The following is an 18,179-nucleotide window of genomic DNA, read 5'->3' on the forward strand; positions in this document are numbered from 1 at the left end:
CCGAGGCTACAGCCCAAGGAGAAAACAATTGGCGAAAAAGACTTTTCTGGACTTCGAGCAGCCCATCGCCGAGCTGGAGTCGAAGATCGAGGAACTGCGCTACGTGCAGACCGAAAGCGCGGTGGATATTTCCGAGGAAATCGACCAGCTCAGCCGCAAGAGCCAGCAGCTCACCAAGGACATCTACAGTGAACTGTCTCCCTGGCAGATCACCAAGATCGCCCGCCACCCCGAGCGGCCCTACACCCTCGACTACGTGCGCGAGATCTTCACCGACTTCGTCGAGATGCACGGTGACCGGCACTTCGCCGACGATCTCTCCATCATCGGCGGCCTCGCGCGCTTCAATGGCCATGCCTGCATGGTGCTCGGCCACCAGAAGGGGCGCGACACCAAGGAGCGCGCCGCGCGCAACTTCGGCATGAGCCGCCCCGAGGGCTACCGCAAGGCCCTGCGCCTCATGAAGACCGCCGAGAAATTCCGGCTGCCCGTGTTCACCTTCGTGGACACGCCCGGCGCCTACCCCGGCATCGACGCCGAGGAGCGCGGCCAGTCCGAAGCCATCGGCCGCAACATCTTCGAGATGGCTCAGCTGGAAGTACCCATCATCACCACGGTGATCGGCGAAGGCGGATCCGGCGGCGCGCTGGCCATCAGCGTCGCCGACCAGGTCGTCATGCTGCAGTATTCGATTTATTCGGTCATCAGCCCCGAGGGCTGCGCCTCCATCCTCTGGAAGACCGGCGACAAGGCCCAGGACGCGGCCGACGCCATGGGCATCACCGCCCACCGCCTCAAGGCCCTGGGCCTGGTGGACAAGATCGTGAGCGAGCCCGTGGGCGGTGCGCACCGCGACCACAAGCAGATGGCCGCCTTCCTCAAGCGCGCGCTGGGCGATGCCTACCGCCAGCTGGCGGACCTCAAGCCGCGCGAGCTGCTGGACCGCCGTTATGAGCGCCTGCAGAGCTACGGCCGGTTCAACGATACCCGCGCTGAAAGGTGAGGCACCCCCCTGAGGCCTTTCGGGCCTTCCCCCCGCTCTCGCCGTGCTGCGCACGGCGGGCAGGGTGGAGTGAGGGCCGCGGCTCCACGCCCGCCTGCGCGGGCGTGGACGGGCCGAACGCCCCTTGCCTCTGGCAAGGGGCTGGACGCCCGTGGCCCGGCGGAGCCGGTTCCACGGCGTCTGCTGGCGTGGCCTGCTCCGCGGCCTTGCGACGGGTGAGGCCGCTTGGCGTTCAGGGGGGCGGATCTTCGCTCGCCCATGGGATGTTGAAACGAGGCGGTTGCCTGCGCAGTTGGCCAGCTTCGAGGCCGCCGAGCGTTCCGGCTCCCTCCGTCGGGTCGGCGAGGTTGGCGCGTTGCGCCGTGGTTGACTGAAATGTCCGGGACATCGGTATCCATGCCTGCTGCGCGGCCCTTCGGGGCCGTTTTCGTTTTCCCTGGGCAAGGGGCGGCGCGATGACGCGGGCATTCGATGCGGCCATGGATCGTTTCCGGCCGGCGCTGCCCCTGGGCGTGGCGCTGAGTGGCGGGGCGGATTCGACCGCGCTGCTGCACGCCTGCGCACAGCGCTGGCCGGGGCAGGTGCATGCGCTGCACGTGCACCATGGATTGCAGGTCGCGGCGGATGGTTTCGAGGAGCACTGCCGCGCGCTGTGCGGGCGGCTGGGCGTGCCGTTGCGCATTGCGCGGGTGGATGCGCGCCATGCTTCCGGTGAGAGCCCCGAGGATGCGGCCCGGCAGCGGCGCTACGACGCCCTGCGGGGCCTGGCCGGCGGCCTGCAGGGAACCCATCCAACCCATCAGGCAGGTGCGGACGGGGTGATGCCGGCAACGGAAGCGGGACAGGGCGGTCCATCGGGTGAGGATGGGAGGGACGGGCCCGCAGTCGCGCGGCCCGCGCTGGCCGCCATCGCGCTGGCCCAGCATGCCGACGACCAGGTGGAAACCGTGCTGCTCGCACTCTCGCGCGGTGCCGGGGTGGCGGGACTCGCCGCCATGCCGGTCTTCTGGCGACGCGGCGGCATCGATTGGCACCGGCCGCTGCTGGAGGTCGCCGGGGCCGAGGTGCGCGCCTGGCTGTCGGCACGCGGCGGGAGCTGGGTCGAGGATCCGACCAATACGGACGAGCGCTACACCCGCAACCGCATCCGCGCGCGGCTGCTGCCAGTGCTGCAGGCCGCGTTCCCGCAGTTTCGCGACACCTTCGCGCGCAGCGCCTCGCATGCGGCGGAAGCTGCCGTGCTGTTGCGCGAACTGGCCCAGGCCGATCTGCAAGCCATCGGGCAGCCGCCGCGGATCGCGGCGCTGCGCGCCCTCGGCCGCGAGCGCCAGGCCAATGCGCTGCGCCACTGGCTGCGCACGGTGCACGCCACCACGCCCACGGCCGCGCAACTCGGTGAGCTGCTCGACCAGATCGCCGCCTGCGCCACGCGCGGGCACCGCATCCGCATCAGAGTGGGACGGGGCTTCGTGGTGCGCCAGGGCGGCGAACTCGGTTGGTACAATTGACAGGTTTTGGTCTTCTCTCTCATTCGCACGAAACACGGCGGCGCGCCAAAACACCTCAGCCACAGAGCATAGGGTGCCTACGAGGTCCCGGGGCCTGTGAGGCGCAGGGGGCCTTCCATCCCGCAGGTCCGCTCCTGTGCCTTTCCCTCCTTTCGCGCCGCGGCCTTCGTACCGTCACCCCGGATATCCAATGGCATTGATCGTTCACAAATACGGCGGCACATCGATGGGCTCCACGGAGCGCATCCGCAATGTCGCCAAGCGCGTCGCCAAGTGGGCACGGGCGGGCCACCAGATGGTGGTGGTGCCCAGCGCCATGAGCGGCGAAACCAACCGCCTGCTCGGCCTGGCCAAGGACCTCGCCCCCTCGCGCGCCTCCTCCGCCTACCACCGCGAACTCGACATGCTCGCCGCCACCGGCGAACAGGCTTCTTCCGCTCTGCTGGCCATCGCGCTGCAGGCCGAAGGCATGGAGTCGGTGAGCTATGCCGGCTGGCAGGTGCCCATCCGCACCGACAGCGCCTACACCAAGGCCCGCATCGAATCCATTGACGACCAGCGCGTGCGCGCGGATCTCGCCGCCGGCAAGGTCGTGATCGTCACCGGCTTCCAGGGCATCGACGAGCAAGGCCACATCACCACGCTGGGCCGCGGCGGCTCCGACACCTCGGCCGTGGCCGTGGCGGCGGCGATGAAGGCCGCCGAATGCCTGATCTACACCGACGTGGACGGCGTGTACACCACCGACCCGCGCGTCGTGCCCGAGGCGCGCCGCCTGCACACCGTGAGCTTCGAGGAAATGCTGGAGATGGCCAGCCTCGGCAGCAAGGTGCTGCAGATCCGCTCCGTGGAGTTCGCCGGCAAGTACAAGGTGCCGCTGCGCGTGCTCTCCAGCTTCACGCCCTGGGATATCGACATCGAGGAAGAGGCCCGCTCCGGCACGCTCATCACTTTTGAGGAAGACGAAAAAATGGAACAAGCCGTCGTATCCGGCATCGCTTTCAACCGCGACGAAGCCAAGATCTCCGTGCTGGGCGTGCCCGACAAGCCCGGCATCGCCTACCAGATCCTGGGCGCGGTGGCCGACGCGAACATCGAGGTGGACGTCATCATCCAGAACCTCAGCAAGGACGGCAAGACCGACTTCAGCTTCACGGTGAACCGCAACGACTTCGCGCGCACCGTCGATCTGCTCAAGGAAAAGGTCGTGCCCGTCCTGGGCGCCCAGGAAGTCGTGGGCGACGCCAAGATCTGCAAGGTGAGCATCGTCGGCATCGGCATGCGCAGCCACGTCGGCGTGGCCGCCCGCATGTTCCGCGTGCTGAGCGAAGAGGGCATCAACATCCAGATGATCTCCACCTCCGAGATCAAGACCTCCGTCGTCATCGACGAGAAGTACGTTGAACTGGCCGTGCGCACCCTGCACAAGGCCTTCGAGCTCGACCAGCCCGCAGCGGCCGCCGCCTGACTTCCAAAACTGCCCCGGTTCTGGGGTAGAATGGCGGGATTGGAAACGTGACCGAGTGGCCGAAGGTGCTCCCCTGCTAAGGGAGTATGGGGTGTAGAGCCTCATCGAGGGTTCGAATCCCTCCGTTTCCGCCAGGTACAAAAGCCCCGAGCAGTTTGTCTGCTTGGGGCTTTTTCCTTTCCACATCCAGAAACGCTGGTTGCGAACTTTTGGGGATCCATGTTCTTCACTTTCTTGTGCGAGGGCCTGGATCCAATGCACCGCAGAAAAATCCGGTGCACGGGGCGCTGTCCTTCGGCGGAACTTCAATGAGTCGCGCCACTGCCGAGGCCCCTCAGGCCAAGACTCCGATCGAAATGAAAGTCCTGGGAGGCTTGCTCTTCGCGTGTGTGCCAGGGTTTGCGGCGATGATCCATACCCTGAGCAAGAGGGAGGATCCTCGCTGGAAATGCGATAACAGCGGCCCTTCGCTCCAATCGGTGACCGGTACGGTGCGTATGGCAGGGGGCTCCTTCATGCTGGTCAACGAAAAGTGGAGAACGATTGATTCGCGTGTGCGGCCAGGAGTCGTGAGCGATGCACGAAGACCTATCCGTACCGCGGACTGCTGGAAAGCAGGGTAGGGCATACCATTTCCGCGCAGACTTGCGGCGACAGGGTTGTCTCGATCGAGCTGGACGGCCGCACTTACAGCACGCTGCGCTGATTTGCGCCGGCGTGCTTCTGTTCTGAAATGGAACCCCGCTTCCTGCTATCGATCGGCCTGTTCGTAGATTTTCCCGGTGGTCCGATTGATCACCGCGATCTTCTCCAAGGCACCATAGAAAGCGTGGTGCGTATGAACTATCTCGAAGCACGGCATTGGCATCGGAATGGCGCGCCGTGCGCTATCCCGAAAACCGCGCCTGCATCATGCGCCACAACCCCGCTGCCTGGGAGGCGCTGTCGCAGATGGCGGACATCTCCCTCAACGCAGCGCGCGACCGCCTGCTGAGTCCCGCACCCACCGCCATCTTTCCATGAAAACCACCGAAGACTCCAACATGGCCAATGCCTACTTCCCCGGCCCGGCCGATGTGGGCCCGCCACGGGGGCGATGATCGCTCGCCGGAATGCGCTGCTTGGCCCGGCCTATCGGCTGATGTACGAGCATCCGCTGCATATCGTGCGCGGCGAGGATGCATGGCTGGAAGACCCCGCAGGCCGCCGCTAGCTCGACGCCTACAACAACGTGACCTCGCTCGGGCACTGCCATCCCGCCGTGGCCGACGCGATCTGCCGCCAGGTGCGCACGCTCGCTACCGTGCCCGGCACTGATTGCCGCAGTTCTCGCCGTCGCGGGGCGTGACGGTCGATCTCGGTCCGCACGTGCGCCTTGTGTGGGCGCCGCGCCTCTACCACGCCGAAGGCACCGACCTGGCGGAGCGATTCACGCGCGACGTCGAGGCGGCGGCGGCCGACCTGCGGCGGCACGGCATCCACCCGGCGGCCCTGATCGTCGATTCGCTGTTCACCCGCGACGGCATCCTGCCCGGACCGGCGGGTTTCCTGAAGGAGGCCGTGGATGTGATCCGGAGGGCCGGCGGCCTGTTCATTGTCGACGAGGTACAGCCCGGCTTCGGGTGCACCGGCGGGTACCTGTGGGGATTCCAGCGCCTCGACCTCTCGCCGGACACCGTCACCCTGGGCAAGCCAATGGGCAACGGCCAGCCGATCGCGGGCGTTCTCGCCACGGCCGACGCATTGGCGGAGTTTGGCAGGTACTCGCGCTACTTCAACACCTTCGCCGGCAACGCCGTGTCGTGCGCGGCCGCCCTGGCGGTCGCTGCCTGCTGCGCACGAAGAGGCTGCAGGAGGCCGGGGTGATCCGCAGCTACGGCGCGGACACCGCGCTGGACAAGCTGGGCGAGCACGTCATCGTGTTTTCGGAGATCACCCTTGGCAATCACTGGCGGCACGATTTCCGCAGGTTCGAGGAGGCGGTCGCCGGCTACCGGGAAATCGTCGAGTCGTACAACGTGAGCGGCGGTGGCGGGTACGACTACCTTCTGAAGATCGTCGCGCCGGGCATCGGGCACTTCCAGTCGGTAATGGACAGGATGCTGGAGGCCGATATCGGCATCGAGCGCTTCGCCAGCCGGATCGTCCTGCGGCATGCGCAGGGGCGCCGCGGCTACCCGCTGGACATCATCGCGGTCCAGAAGCGCTGGAAATGGGGGCACGAGGCCCGGCCTTGTAGGCTCGACCTTACGGGCACAGCCGGCATTGCCCCGCGACCGCCGCCCCACGCGGGTCATAACATTTGCACCGAGGCATGGAGATTTCCATCCCTGCCCGCAATCCATCACCGAAAGGACTTCATCATGAACACCGATCAAATCAAGGGCACGCTGAAGGAAGCCGCTGGCAAGGTCCAGCAAAAGACCGGCGAAGTGTTCAACAGCCCGGAGCAGCAGGCGAAGGGCGTAGCCAAGCAGGTGGAAGGCAACGTCCAGAAGAACTACGGCGACGCCAAGGAAACCATCAAGGACACCACGAAGTAATCCTTCGTGAAGGCGCGGCGGTCATTCCGCCGCGGCAGGCCATCGAGGCCCCGGCGCGCTGCCAGCGCGACGGGGCTTTTTCGCGCCTGCAGAACGGCATTCCACGCCATTCATACCGAGCTGGCGATGTGTTCCCGGAACCACTGGTGGGCAGGGTCGCGGTGTATCCGCTCCGGCCAGAGCATGAGCATGTCGAAGCCTTCGACCTCCAGGGGCGGCTCCACGATCTTCAGCGCCGCGCTGCCGCGGACCAGGCGGGCGGGCACCATGGCCACGCAGTCGGTACCGGCGAGCACGGACGCGAGGAACAGGAAATGGGGCACCGACAGCGCCACCCGCCGTTCGAGCCCGTGTGTCGCCAGGGCCGCGTCGGTCGCGCCATGGAAGCCGCCGCCGTCCGGTGAGACGATCGCATGGTCCAGCCGGCAGAATTGCGCCAGGGTGGGGCGGCGCCTGAGGCCCGGATGGCCTGTGCGGCCCGCCAGGACGTAGCGTTCCGTGAACAGCGACCTGCGCCGCAAGTGCGGGGGCGCCTGCTCGCCGGTGTGGAGGGCGAGGTCGATGTCTCCCTGCTCCGCCTTGATCGCCAACTGGGATGGCGGCACCTGCACGACAGCCAGGCGGCTGCCCGGCGCCGAAGCGCGCAAACCGGGCAGCGCCGGCAGCAGCACGGAGTGCTCCCCATAGTCGAATGCCGCCACGCGCCATGTCTGGCGGGATTGCGCGGGATCGAAGGGCCGCGATGGTGCCACCGCCTGGGCCAGGGTGGACAGGGCATGCCGCAGGGGCTCACGCAGTTCTTCGGCGCGTGCGGTGGGCCGCATGCCGCGCGGGCCCGGCATCAGCAAGGGATCGGCGAAGAAATCCCGCAGCCGGGCCAGTTGCAGGCTCACGGCAGGCTGTGACAGGTGCAGCCGTTCAGCAGCCCGGGTGACGTTGTGCTCGACCAGCAAGGCGTCGAGGGTAACCAGCAGGTTAAGGTCCAGCTGTCTCAGCGAATTTGGCATGCAAATACCAGCAATCCAGGGAATTCATTTCCAATATACCTTGCACACACCTATCGTGGCGCCATGAACATTCTTCTTGTCTATGCCCACCCCGAGCCCCGTTCCCTGAACGGCGCGCTCAAGGATTTCTCGCTACAGCGCCTGCAGCAGGCGGGCCAAGCGGTCCAGGTATCGGACCTGTACGCCATGCGCTGGAAGGCTGGCCTCGATGCGGGGGATGATTTCGCCGCCCAGCCAGGGGAGCGCTTTCTCGCTGCCGAGCATTCCCTGCGCGCTTTCGAGCGCGGCACGCAGAGCGGCGACATCGCGCGGGAGCAGGAGAAACTGCTCTGGGCCGATGCGCTGATCCTGCAGTTCCCGCTCTGGTGGTTTGGCATGCCGGCGTTGCTCAAGGGCTGGGTGGACCGGGTCTATGCCTGCGGCTTCGCCTATGGTGTCGGCGAGCATTCGGACACGCACTGGGGCGACCGCTATGGCGAGGGCACCCTGGCCGGCAAGCGCGCGATGCTGGTGGTGACGGCGGGAGGATGGGAATCCCATTACGGCCCGCGCGGCATCAACGGGCCGATCGACGACCTGTTGTTCCCGATCCAGCACGGCATCCTGTTCTATCCGGGCTTCCAGGTCCTGCCGCCACATGTGATCTACCGCACGGGCAGGATCGACGGCGAGGGCTTCGCAGGCGCGACGGAGGCGCTGGGGCGCCGTCTGGACGATCTGTTCACTGCAACCCCGATCGCGTTCCGCCAGCAGAACGCCGGGGACTACCGCATTCCCGCACTGGCGTTGCGGGAGGACATCCTGCCCGGGGCTTCGGGCCTGGGCATCCACGTAGCGACGCCGCAGGACTGACCGGAGCGCTGGGTCACATGGGGAGGTCGGCGAACGAGGGGGCCGCGGACGCTTCCGTCTTCTGCGGCTGTTCTGCGGGCTGGCGGCTCCAGCGCCGCAGGCCGTCGCGGCCACCGGCGGAGCGCAGCAGCAAGGCGCCGCCGATGGCGGCATGCAGCACGGCGCGCGTACGGCTGCGGGATACCAGGGCCCAGAACAGCAGCCCCGCGCCGGCGATGGCCGCGGCGGTGTGTTCGTTCGGCGCGCTGGCGCGGCTGTCGTCGTAGTCGAGCAGGTGGCGCACGGACTGGCGGAGGTGGTCGTTCTGCATGGCGTGGTGTTCCTTGGCTGGACAAGCGAAAGAGTCACCTTAGGTGACGACCGGACGCGACAGGGTCGGCCTGCATGCCGTGGCACCGTAGGCTGCGGCGCACGTGCATGCGGGGCCGCGGCTGCGTCCACGAAAAAAGGCCAACCGGGCGTCCCTGGTTGGCCTTTGGTGCGGGTGCCCGACGGCGCCGGGACGCCGCACCTGCCCGGAGGCGATGCCGTGCCCGGCCCGCAGGGCCGGCTTGGTGTGTCGCTCAGCGGTCGTTCTTGTGGCTTTGGCGGCCGGCCTGTGCATGCTGCTCGCTGCTGCCGCCGCCGCCGCGCGTGCCCCCACTGTTCTGGCTGCTGCCGCTGCTGTTCTGCTGGTTGTTGTTGCCGCCGCCGTGGCTCATGCTGCCGGCGCGGCGGGCTTCCCCGGAGTTGAACTCGTGGGCATTACCGCTCGCATGCGCTGCGCGTCCGCCTTCGGCGGCGATTTCGCGTTGGCGCTCGGGGTCCATGCCGGCGAATCCGCGGCCGGAACCGCCACCCTGGCTGCCTTGATTGCCTTGATTGCCTTGATTCGATGCCATGTGATTTCTCCTTTGGAACATAACGAATGGTGAATTGGATGTGACCGCGCAGTGCAGCGCTGTCGATGAGGCAGGGGGCAACGGACATGCCATCCGCCGGGTCTGCAGCGCGGCATCGGCGTGTCGGCAGAGCTGTGCGGCCGCAGCCTGTTACGAACGCGCCGAGGGGCGCAGGGCGGAGTGCATGGAAACGAAACAAAGGGTTTGGCCGCGTTGCGGACGGCTTTTCCTGCATGCACCTGCAGCGCCGCAGCCTTGCGGATGCCGGGCGCCGATGGTCATTTCTGCATGCCGAGCGGGATTTGCAGCAATGCTTGCAAAACCCCATCCACAGGCTCCGGCAACTGCAACGCGGCCCTGGTGTAACGCGGGCCGTGTCCCGCGCGGCTTCCTGCGCGGCGTGCCGGAGCGGATGCAAATCATGGATCGCTTCCTTCCCCACGATGACAGCACGCAACGCAAGGAGTTTTCATGGAAGCCACCACCACGGGTATGAATCGCACGGGCGCCTCGGCGTCGCCGGCGGCGCGCAGGCGATGGAGGATGCCGTCGAGCGGTATTCGCCGCCCGGTCCCATCGATCTGTCGCAGGGCAGGGAAGTCCGCCTGCTGTGCGCGCAGGAAGCCGGGCCGCTCGGCACCGTGCCGCCGCCCACGTCGCTGGGCAGCATGGTGCGCACGGGTGTGAGCAAGCCCATGGGCGAGCATCCCGAGATCCTCCTGAACAAGTTCGGCGAACGCATCGTCTTCGAGCGCGGCGGCACGGACGACGTCGCGCTGCAGGCGGACGCTTCGGCCCTGGCGACCCTGCCGCGCATCCGCGCGGAGGAGCTGCAGCACTTCCAGATGCTGTGCGACGCCATGCGGCAACTCGGCGGCGACCCCACGGCGCAGACGCCGTGCGCGGACGTGGTCGCCACCGCGTCGATGGGGATTGATCCAGGTGGTGTCGGACCCGCGCACGACGCTGGCGCAGGCGCTGTCGGCCATGCTGACCGCGGAGCTCACCGACAACGCGGGTTGGGAATTGCTGATGCAACAGGCGGGGCAGGCTCTGGTCAATCTTCCCCACGTCTTCTTCCCCGGCCTTCTTTCCAAAAGGACAACCCATGACGATCCATCTTTTCCAGGACAAGGGCACCGCCCCTGGAGCGCCAGCGCCTGAGCTGAAAGGACATGGTGGGCAAGCCCATCAGCAAGCTCGACGATGATGCCCTCACGCGCGTGCGCGCCATCCTCATGAACGGCGAACCCGTGGCGCGGCAGCTCTACGCAGAGATCGCATCCGTGGAGTCGCAGCACATCACCCACTACGGCTCGATGCCCAACCCGCACGAGACGCCGCTGGAGAAGCTGCTCATCGCCGAGGCCTGCGAGGTCTGGAACTATGCGGGCTGCGCACAGCAGGAGAGCAATCCCCGCGTGCGGGCGATCTGGGAGATGTTCCGGGACTACGAGCTCGGGCATTTCCAGGTGGTGCAGGAGCTGTTCAAGCGGCTGAAGCGGTGCGACCCCGCCAAGGTGCTCGGCGACGGCGCGCTGCCGGCCTTCATCCGGTTCGAAAGCCACCGGGATTACCTGCGGCAGGTGGCCGATGCGGAGACCGATTTACGCAAGGACGGCATGCGCTTCGCGCAGGTTCCGCAGGAAGAAGGTGAATCCTCGCTGGCCTACCGCGAAGCGGTGGACCAGGACGGCTCGCCGTCGTGCGCCGCGTCCGCGTCGTATGCCTGGACGGCCGGTACCGAGCTCGTGCGCGAAGCCGAGGCGGTCGAAGTGGTGGCTGCCACGTAGAGACCGCGCAGCGGTGCCGACCGCGCAGCGCTACCTGCGGGACCGCATGTGCGCCTGGATGAGGCGCTGCAGTTCGCGCACGTCCAGCGGCTTGACCATGTAGGCGTCGAAGCCGGCCTCGCGCGCCTGCTCGCGGTTGTGGTCCTGGCCCCATCCCGTCGCTGCCACCAGCAGCATGCGCGCGCCGGACGGTTCGGCGCGCAGCGCCCGCGCCACCGACATGCCGTCGAGGCCGGGCATGCCGAGATCCAGCACTGCCACGTCCGGCTCCAGCTCACGGGCCTTGCGCAGTGCCTCGTGCCCGTCAGCGGCGGTGGCCACGGCGCAGCCTTCCAGCAGGTGCGAGATGGACCACGTGACATCGACGTTGTCGTCCGCCAGCAGGACGCGGGGCGCACGGTCACCTGCGCCCTGGCCGTCGTCGGGTACCTGCGCGCGGCCGGCGCCGGAAGTCGAGGGCTGGGCAGGGACGGGCAAGGGCAACTGCACGGTGAAGCGGCTGCCCTGGCTGGGACCCGCGCTTTCCCCGCGTACGGTGCCATGGTGCATTTCCACGATGTTGCGCACCAGTGCGAGGCCGATGCCCAGGCCCTGGGTATGCCGCATGCCGGCGTCCGGGCTTTGCGAGAACATGGTGAACATGTCGTCCACGGTGTCCGGATCCATGCCGATGCCGTTGTCTTCCACGCGCAGGTGGATGGATTCCCCTTCGGTCCAGGCCGACAGCCGGATGCGGCCGTGGTCGGGGGTGTACTTCGCGGCGTTGCTCAGCAGGTTCGCGAGCACCTGGGCAATGCGCACCGGGTCCGCGCGCAGGATGACCGGGTCACCGGGAAGATCCTGCACGAGTTCGTGGCCTGCCGCGCGGATGGCGCCGAGCGTGGCTTCCAGGGCGGCTTCGACGATCTCTTCCAGCGCGACCTCGCGCTGCTGCAGCACCATGCGGCCCAGCCGCAGCCGCGACAGGTCCATGAGGTCGTCCAGCAGCACGGCCATGGCGCGCGCCTGCCGTTGCACGATGCGCGCCGCCTGGTCGCGGTCGGCCGGTTCGGCGCCTTCGGTGGCCAGGACCGCCGATGCGCCGGCGATCGACGCCAGCGGGTTGCGCAGCTCGTGCGACAGCACCGCCAGGAAGCGGTCTTTCGTCGCGTCGGCAGCCTGCAGGGCGGCGCGGGCTTCCTCGTTCTCGCGCAGGGCCTTGAGCAGGTCGGCCCGGCTTTGCTCGAGCGCCTGCTGGCTCGCGCGCTGGTCGCTCTGGTCCCGCAGGATCTTGACGAAACCGACGACCGTGTCCGCGCCGTCGTGCATGGGCATGAGTGCGCCGCTGGCCCAGAAGCGGCTGCCGTCCTTGCGCTGGTGCAGGCGGTCGTCGAGCGCGCCGCCGGTGGCCAGTGCCGTGCGCGTTTCGGAAAGCGGTGCCCCGGCCGCACGGTCTTCGGGCGTGAAGATCATGTCCGCGAGCTGGCCCACGGCCTCGTTCTCGCTGTAGCCGAGGATGCGCTCCGCCCCGCTGTTCCAGGTGGTGATGCGGCGGTCCAGGTCGGTGGAGAAGATGGCGTATTCCACCGCGTTCTCGACGACCAGGCGCAGGCGCTCGGTGCTCTCGCGCAGCGCGTTCTCGGCGCGCTTGCGTTCGCTGATGTCGTTGCACACCACGATCGAGGCCGTGGGGCCGCCGTACGCGTCGGCCAGATAGCTCACGCTGTTGTGCAGCCAGAGCGTGCTGCCGTCCTTGCGCAGGCACCGCTTCTCGATGTGGAAGGGCTCGCCGTGATCGGCGAGGCGCCGCATGAGGTGGGCGCTCAGCTGGCGGTCGGCGGGATGGATCAGGTCGAGCAGCTGCGTGCCGATGAGCTCGTCGTGCCCGTAGCCGAGCATGTGGCTGTAGTGCCGGTTGACGAAGGTGATGTGGCCCTCCAGGTCCGTCTGCACCACACCGACGACGGCCTGGTTCACGATGGCGCTGAAGCGATCCTCCGAGCGGCGCAGCGCCTCCTGGCCCTGCTTGCGCTCGGAAATGTCCACGAAGGTCAGCACCACGCCCGCGATGCGGTCGTCCAGCGTCCGGTACGGCAGCATGCGCACGAGATACCAGTTGCCGTCGCTGGCGCCCACCTCGCGTTCCACCAGTGCGAGGCGTTCGAGCACCCGCCGGGCGTCCTCGGCCAGTTCCGGATACTGCAGTTGCGTGCGCAGGTGGGATAGCGGCCGCCCCACGTCGGTGGCGATGAGGTTGAAGAGGGTGACGGCCGACGGCGTGAAGCGGGTGATGCGCAGGTCGCGGTCGAGGAAGACCGTGGCGATGGCGGTGGCGTCCATGAGGTTCTGCATGTCGCTGTTCGCGTGACCCAGCTCGTCCACCTTGCTCTTGAGTTCGTGGTTGACGGTCGTCAATTCCTCGTTGATGGACTGCAGCTCTTCCCGGTTGGTCTCCAGCTCCTCCGTCGCGGAACGCAGCTCCTCGTTCATCGCCTGCAACTCTTCGTTGCTGGCCCGCAGTTCCTCGGTGGAGGCTTCGTATTGCTCGATGGTGCTGCGCAGCTGGGCGTTCAGCAGTTCCAGTTCGCGGTCCAGCTGCTCCGCGGCCGTGTCCTGGGGCACCTCGGTGGCCGGCAAGGAAGAGGAGGGCAGTTCGGGTGGCGCAGGCAGCAGGACGAGCGAGAGGCTCTGGCCCAGGTCGGGCACGGGCCGCACCTCGGCGGCGACCCGGACGGTGCCGCCAGCCGTTTCCACCGGTACCGCCGCCAGCCGCATGGGCTGGCCGGTCCGGCCTGTGCGGTAGAGCGCCGCCCGCAACTCGATGCGCAGCGCTGGGTGGATCAGCCGCATCAGGTTGCGCGAAGGCTCGCCGCCGTGGAAGACCAGGAACCGGCCCGCCGAAGGCGACATGTGCAGGATGTTCTGTTCACCGTCCACGAGGATGGAGGGCGGCGCGAGCTGCTCCAGCAGCCGCAGGTGGACCTCGCCCCACGGCGTGGCCTTCTCGCCCGCAGCCTGCAGGGGCGGGCGCTCGGCGTCCGCGAAGTAGCGCACCATCGCGCCGGAATGCACGACGGGCCCCTGGTGGCTCGCGTGCTGCACGTGCAGCGCCGCCGCGGCCGGGCCCGGCCCTGCGGGCAGCAGGAGGTCCGCGCGCGCCGCGGTCTGGTGGCCGTACAGGCGGTGCAGCTTGTCGATCACCGCGAACCGGATATCGCCGTCGTCCACCGATTCGGCGGACCCCAGGAACAGGAGCTTGCCCTGCATGAGGGCGAAGTGGAAGGTGTCGAGCACCCGGTGCTGGGCCTCTCGGTTCAGGTAGATGAGCAGGTTCCGGCAGGAAATGAGGTCGAGCCGGGAGAAGGGCGAATCCCTGAGCAGGTCATGGACCGCGAACAGCACGCTTTCACGCAGTTCGCGCCGTACCCGGTAGCCGCCGCGTTCACGCACGAAGAAACGCCGCAGCCGTTCGGCGGACACGTCGCTCTCGATCGCCGCGGGATAGAAGCCCTCGCGGGCCGTGCGGATGGCCGCGTCATCCAGGTCGGTGGCGAAGATCTGCAGCACGGGCGCCGTGTCGAGCGTCCGGGCATATTCCGTCAGGAGCATGGCGATGGAGTAGGCCTCTTCACCCGTCGCGCAGCCCGCCACCCACACGCGCAGCGCATCCGCTCCGGTCTTGCCCTGGAACAGCTGCGGCAGTTGGCCTTCCAGGGCCACGAAGGCAACGGGATCCCGGAAGAAATTGGTCACGCTGATGAGCAGGTCCTGCAGCAGCGCTCCGGCTTCGCCCGGCCGGGTGCGCAGGCAGTCCAGGTAGCCGGGCATCGTGCCGATGCCATTCACCTGCATCCGGCGTCCCACCCGGCGCACGACGGTGGCGCGCTTGTAGTCTCCGAAATCGCGGCCGGTGCGGTGGCGCAGCAGCGCCAGCACCTCGCGCAGTGCGGCCTCGTCATTGGCCGCTTCGGCGCCCGAGTCCGGCGGCCCGGCGCCGTGCGCGGCCTCCAGCCGCAGACGGGGGGCCATGCGGTGGTATTCCATCACGCGTGCGGCCATCTGTCCGGCGGGCAGCACCCAGTCGATCATACCGGTGGAGATGGCCGATCCAGGCATGCCGCTGGCATAGGCTTCCCCCGGATCCTGTGCGATGGTGAGGCCACCGCGCTCCTTGATGCGCTTGATGCCGATGGCGCCATCCCCGTCCGCGCCGGACAGCACGATCGCGGTGGCCCGCGCGCCATGCGATTCGGCGAGGGTGCGGAACAGCAGGTCTACCGCCACGTGGCGCTGGCGGTCCGGTGGCAGGGGGGCGAGCGCGAGCGCACCGTCGTGGACTTCGAGCACCTTGCGGGGAGGCACGACATAGACCGTGTCGGCTTCCATCGTCACCGGGCCGGTTACCTGCCGCACACGCAGCGTGGCCGCACGCTGGAGCAGTTCGGCCAGCATGCTCTCGTGGTCGGGGGACAGGTGCAGCACGACCACGAACGCCATGCCGGGGGAAGAGGGCATCCCCGCGAAGAAATCGCGCAGGGCCTGGATGGCGCCGGCCGATCCCCCCAGTCCGACCACCGGCAGCGCGGCTTCGCCGGATGCGACGGCGCAGCCGGTCTCGGCACCGGCCACGGCCTCCTCGGCGGGGCCGGGGGTGATCTCGTCCATCTCTTGTCCTTGTGGGGGCGCACCGCGGTGCGTGGAATGCGGCTGGGGCGACGATGCTAGCGCAATCCGTGACTGCGGTCGGGCAAAAAACGCTGCCGGAGCGCAGCCTGCTCATCCATGGCATGCGTGGGAAAGTTTTACACGCCTGCCCCGCCCGCGGGCCCGCCAATCGGACAAAAACGGCCGTGACCGCGGGCATGCCGTTTGCCCCCGCCGGGGCATGGAGATCCAAACGACGCCCCGTTCCCTGGACGCGTACTCCCACGCGTCCGCGCCCCCCGTTCCCGTGGCCCGCGAACCCCTGCGGTATCGCGAGCATGCGGGGCGCAGGGTCGGCATTCTGGTATGGCCCGGCGGGGATGGCTGGCGTGGTGCATGGTCCATGGGCAGCGGCGCGTGGTATGCGGTGCGCGGACGCTGGGGCAGCGAGGATCTCGCGGCGGAGAAGACTTTCATGGCCGCCCGGTCCTCCCTCGGGCAGGACGGCCTGCGCCGCCGCCGGCCGTCCGCGCCGCCGCCAGTGCATCGGCCACCCATGCCTTGTGCGCCAGGGGCGAGTGAGGCGAATGGGTCGGGAGAGGGTGGCCAGGCGCCCGCGCTGCGCGCGGCGTCGGAGCAATGGAGCGAGTTGCGCCGTGATTGGCAGACTGCCGAAATGCGGCTGGCCCGGCGCCAGTCGGCGATCTGCCTGGGCGAGGGCTCCGAGGAGCATGCGCAAGATGCCAAGAGCCTGCGTGACCTCGAGCGGGAAGCCGAAAGCGCGCGCCAGCGGATGGACGATTATCTCAACGTCGTGCTGCGCATGCTGCGGCCCCAGGCGGGCAACACCACTTCCTGAACCATCGGCGCCGCTGGCTGTCACTCATTCGTCGATCGCGGCACTCCAGCGGCTGCCCCAGTCGCGCGCCTGGTCGATTTCGCGCCGGTCGCGCTTGGTGGGGCGGCCTTCCTGCAGGGCGGCCGCCGGCTCGGGCGCCAGCCTGCGCATCTCGGCCGCCTGCGCACGTGCGGCGATGCTCTCATCCGTCTCTTCATAGAGCTGTTGCGCAACGGGCGCCGGGCCGCGCATCGCGCTGAGCCCGCGCACCACGACGGTGCGTGGAACCTGGCCCTGGCGCAACGCCACGGTATCGCCGCTGCGCAGTTCCCGCGATGCCTTGGCGACCTGTCCGTTCACCGATACGCGGCCCTTGCCGATTTCTTCCGCTGCCAGGGCCCGGGTCTTGTAGAAGCGGGCGCACCACAGCCATTTGTCCAGGCGCATCGATTCGGGAGGGGTCATGGCGGCATTTTCCCAGAGATCCGCAGCGCCCCGTACCCGGCAGGCCGTCGTTCGGCGAAGATGGCTGACACGGTCACCGCCCGGCGGTGACCAGACTGGCCGGCATCGCCCTCCTGCTGCCGGCCTGCCGGCCTCATGCCATGCGCTTCTTTCTCCACCGCTCCCCGCTCCGAACCGCCGGCCATGGCCGGGTGGCCGTGTCCCTGCTCGCCATGGCGGCCCTGGCCGGCTGTGGAGATACTGCCCGCTTGCCTGCCGAGGCAGGCATCGGTCCCCGGCCCACGCTGCCGGAGCCGCACCAATCCCTGATTCCCACCGTGCACATCGCGCCTGCCAAGGGGTGGCCGGAAGGGGGCGCACCGCAGCCCATGGCCGGACTGTCCGTGACACCGTTCGCCCGCGGGCTCGAGCATCCACGCTGGGTGATGGTGCTGCCCAATGGGGATGTGCTCGTGGCGGAGAGCGACAAGCCCGCGCCCGAAGGTCCGCCCCCGGACGACGGGTTGGTCAAGAAGGTGCGCAACTGGGTCATGGGTAAGGTCATGGCACGGGCTGGATCCGGCAAACCGTCGGCCAACCGCATCACGCTGCTGCGCGATGCCGACGGAGATGGCGTGGCGGAAACGCGCAGCGTGTTCCTGCAGGGGCTGAATTCTCCTCTCGGCATGGCACTGGTCGGTAGCGATCTGTACGTTGCCAACACCGATGCCGTCGTGCGCTTCCCCTATGCCGCAGGGCAGACCGCCATCGCGGCCGCGCCGGCCAAGGTGGTGGACCTGCCCGCGCGGCCGCTCAACCACCACTGGACCAAGAACCTCATCGCCAGCCCGGACGGGGCGAGGCTGTATGTCACGGTCGGCTCCAACAGCAACGTGGCCGAGAACGGCATGGAGGCCGAAGCCGGCCGGGCCGCCATCTGGGAGGTGGATCGCGCCACGGGCGCGCACCGCATCTTCGCCAGCGGCCTGCGCAATCCCAATGGCATGGGCTGGGAGCCGGGCTCCGGCACGCTGTGGACCGTGGTGAATGAACGCGATGAAATCGGCAGCGACCTGGTGCCCGACTACCTCACCTCGGTAAAGGAGGGCGGCTTCTACGGCTGGCCTTAGAGCCTGTTTACGATCTTCGACACAGCAAAGCCAAGAATGCCAAGTGGACGAACTGCAAGCTGGTGTTGAGCAACCTCTCGCAGTTCTTC

The 18,179-nt window shown here is 68.1% G+C and carries 15 protein-coding genes, 1 tRNA gene and 2 pseudogenes; 13 read left to right on the forward strand and 5 right to left on the reverse strand.

What is annotated here, in order from left to right; translation table 11 throughout:
* The first annotated feature begins 28 nt into the window (after positions 1–28).
* The 8 genes and pseudogenes from BLR05_RS09570 to BLR05_RS09600 all read left to right on the forward strand — a co-directional run bounded on the left by BLR05_RS09570 (position 29) and on the right by BLR05_RS09600 (position 6,522).
* Positions 29–1,003, forward strand: coding sequence for an acetyl-CoA carboxylase carboxyltransferase subunit alpha (locus BLR05_RS09570; RefSeq protein WP_092834043.1), 975 nt, complete (start codon positions 29–31; stop codon positions 1,001–1,003).
* A 455-nt stretch (positions 1,004–1,458) separates the two neighbouring features.
* Entirely contained in the window at positions 1,459–2,511 is a 1,053-nt protein-coding gene (locus tag BLR05_RS09575) for a tRNA lysidine(34) synthetase (protein ID WP_092834045.1), read from the forward strand.
* A gap of 190 nt (positions 2,512–2,701) precedes the next feature.
* A complete protein-coding gene (locus tag BLR05_RS09580; protein ID WP_092834047.1) occupies positions 2,702–3,979 on the forward strand; it encodes an aspartate kinase in 1,278 nt (425 codons plus the stop codon).
* Positions 3,980–4,020: 41 nt separating this feature from the next.
* Positions 4,021–4,113, forward strand: a tRNA-Ser gene (locus tag BLR05_RS09585).
* A 748-nt stretch (positions 4,114–4,861) separates the two neighbouring features.
* Positions 4,862–5,002, forward strand: a complete 141-nt coding sequence (locus BLR05_RS26510) for a hypothetical protein (protein ID WP_167361224.1) — start codon at positions 4,862–4,864, stop codon at positions 5,000–5,002.
* Positions 5,003–5,323: 321 nt separating this feature from the next.
* Positions 5,324–5,845 (forward strand): aminotransferase class III-fold pyridoxal phosphate-dependent enzyme, encoded by a 522-nt coding sequence (locus BLR05_RS27125; protein WP_225978889.1) that lies wholly within the window; start codon positions 5,324–5,326, stop codon positions 5,843–5,845.
* Positions 5,846–5,898: 53 nt separating this feature from the next.
* Positions 5,899–6,123 (forward strand): annotated as a pseudogene (locus tag BLR05_RS27130) (Lrp/AsnC ligand binding domain-containing protein); the annotation flags it as partial.
* Positions 6,124–6,342: 219 nt separating this feature from the next.
* Complete coding sequence (locus BLR05_RS09600) at positions 6,343–6,522, forward strand: CsbD family protein (RefSeq protein WP_092834111.1); 180 nt, start codon at positions 6,343–6,345, stop codon at positions 6,520–6,522.
* Positions 6,523–6,632: 110 nt separating this feature from the next.
* Here BLR05_RS09600 and BLR05_RS09605 read toward each other — a convergent pair whose 3' ends face one another.
* On the reverse strand, positions 6,633–7,529 hold the full coding sequence (locus BLR05_RS09605) for a LysR family transcriptional regulator (protein WP_092834049.1): 897 nt from the start codon (positions 7,527–7,529) through the stop codon (positions 6,633–6,635).
* Positions 7,530–7,592: 63 nt separating this feature from the next.
* On the opposite strand from BLR05_RS09605, the gene BLR05_RS09610 reads away from it, so the two are divergent.
* Complete coding sequence (locus BLR05_RS09610; protein ID WP_092834050.1) at positions 7,593–8,381, forward strand: NAD(P)H-dependent oxidoreductase; 789 nt, start codon at positions 7,593–7,595, stop codon at positions 8,379–8,381.
* 13 nt (positions 8,382–8,394) lie between these two features.
* Here BLR05_RS09610 and BLR05_RS09615 read toward each other — a convergent pair whose 3' ends face one another.
* Positions 8,395–8,691 carry a hypothetical protein gene (locus tag BLR05_RS09615; RefSeq protein WP_092834052.1) on the reverse strand — a complete coding sequence of 99 codons (297 nt, stop codon included), beginning with the start codon at positions 8,689–8,691 and terminating at the stop codon, positions 8,395–8,397.
* A 253-nt stretch (positions 8,692–8,944) separates the two neighbouring features.
* Positions 8,945–9,262 carry a KGG domain-containing protein gene (locus BLR05_RS09620; RefSeq protein WP_092834054.1) on the reverse strand — a complete coding sequence of 106 codons (318 nt, stop codon included), beginning with the start codon at positions 9,260–9,262 and terminating at the stop codon, positions 8,945–8,947.
* Between the two features lie 443 nt (positions 9,263–9,705).
* On the opposite strand from BLR05_RS09620, the gene BLR05_RS09625 reads away from it, so the two are divergent.
* Together BLR05_RS09625 and BLR05_RS09630 are read left to right on the forward strand one after the other, a co-directional pair.
* Positions 9,706–10,374, forward strand: a complete 669-nt coding sequence (locus BLR05_RS09625; protein ID WP_225978888.1) for a hypothetical protein — start codon at positions 9,706–9,708, stop codon at positions 10,372–10,374.
* A 63-nt stretch (positions 10,375–10,437) separates the two neighbouring features.
* Positions 10,438–11,055, forward strand: coding sequence for a hypothetical protein (locus BLR05_RS09630; protein ID WP_225978887.1), 618 nt, complete (start codon positions 10,438–10,440; stop codon positions 11,053–11,055).
* A 30-nt stretch (positions 11,056–11,085) separates the two neighbouring features.
* Here the strand turns inward: BLR05_RS09630 and BLR05_RS09635 are convergent, their stop codons facing one another.
* A complete protein-coding gene (locus tag BLR05_RS09635) occupies positions 11,086–15,699 on the reverse strand; it encodes a PAS domain S-box protein (protein WP_092834056.1) in 4,614 nt (1,537 codons plus the stop codon).
* 286 nt (positions 15,700–15,985) lie between these two features.
* Here BLR05_RS09635 and BLR05_RS09640 point away from each other — a divergent pair, with 286 nt between their 5' ends.
* The gene (locus BLR05_RS09640) at positions 15,986–16,537 is read left to right on the forward strand and encodes a hypothetical protein (protein WP_225978886.1); all 552 of its coding nucleotides are present in this window, start codon (positions 15,986–15,988) and stop codon (positions 16,535–16,537) included.
* 24 nt (positions 16,538–16,561) lie between these two features.
* On the opposite strand, the gene BLR05_RS09645 is transcribed toward BLR05_RS09640, so the two are convergent.
* A complete protein-coding gene (locus BLR05_RS09645) occupies positions 16,562–16,981 on the reverse strand; it encodes an RNA-binding S4 domain-containing protein (RefSeq protein WP_092834060.1) in 420 nt (139 codons plus the stop codon).
* A gap of 140 nt (positions 16,982–17,121) precedes the next feature.
* Between BLR05_RS09645 and BLR05_RS09650 the strand changes: the two are divergent.
* A pseudogene (locus BLR05_RS09650) lies at positions 17,122–18,087 on the forward strand (PQQ-dependent sugar dehydrogenase); the annotation flags it as partial.
* Between the last annotated feature and the right edge of the window lie 92 nt (positions 18,088–18,179).

It is taken from the genome of Paracidovorax cattleyae (genome assembly GCF_900104515.1).
In the GTDB taxonomy this organism is placed as follows: Bacteria; Pseudomonadota; Gammaproteobacteria; order Burkholderiales; family Burkholderiaceae_C; genus Paracidovorax; species Paracidovorax cattleyae.

Coding starts and splice junctions, on each gene's coding strand:
- BLR05_RS09575 (WP_092834045.1), top strand. CDS start 1,459: ATGACGCGGGCATTCGATGCGGCCATGGATCGTTTCCGGCCGGCGCTG.
- BLR05_RS09580 (WP_092834047.1), top strand. CDS start 2,702: ATGGCATTGATCGTTCACAAATACGGCGGCACATCGATGGGCTCCACG.
- BLR05_RS09600 (WP_092834111.1), top strand. CDS start 6,343: ATGAACACCGATCAAATCAAGGGCACGCTGAAGGAAGCCGCTGGCAAG.
- BLR05_RS09605 (WP_092834049.1), bottom strand. CDS start 7,529: ATGCCAAATTCGCTGAGACAGCTGGACCTTAACCTGCTGGTTACCCTC.
- BLR05_RS09610 (WP_092834050.1), top strand. CDS start 7,593: ATGAACATTCTTCTTGTCTATGCCCACCCCGAGCCCCGTTCCCTGAAC.
- BLR05_RS09615 (WP_092834052.1), bottom strand. CDS start 8,691: ATGCAGAACGACCACCTCCGCCAGTCCGTGCGCCACCTGCTCGACTAC.
- BLR05_RS09620 (WP_092834054.1), bottom strand. CDS start 9,262: ATGGCATCGAATCAAGGCAATCAAGGCAATCAAGGCAGCCAGGGTGGC.
- BLR05_RS09625 (WP_225978888.1), top strand. CDS start 9,706: ATGACAGCACGCAACGCAAGGAGTTTTCATGGAAGCCACCACCACGGG.
- BLR05_RS09630 (WP_225978887.1), top strand. CDS start 10,438: ATGGTGGGCAAGCCCATCAGCAAGCTCGACGATGATGCCCTCACGCGC.
- BLR05_RS09635 (WP_092834056.1), bottom strand. CDS start 15,699: ATGGACGAGATCACCCCCGGCCCCGCCGAGGAGGCCGTGGCCGGTGCC.
- BLR05_RS09645 (WP_092834060.1), bottom strand. CDS start 16,981: ATGACCCCTCCCGAATCGATGCGCCTGGACAAATGGCTGTGGTGCGCC.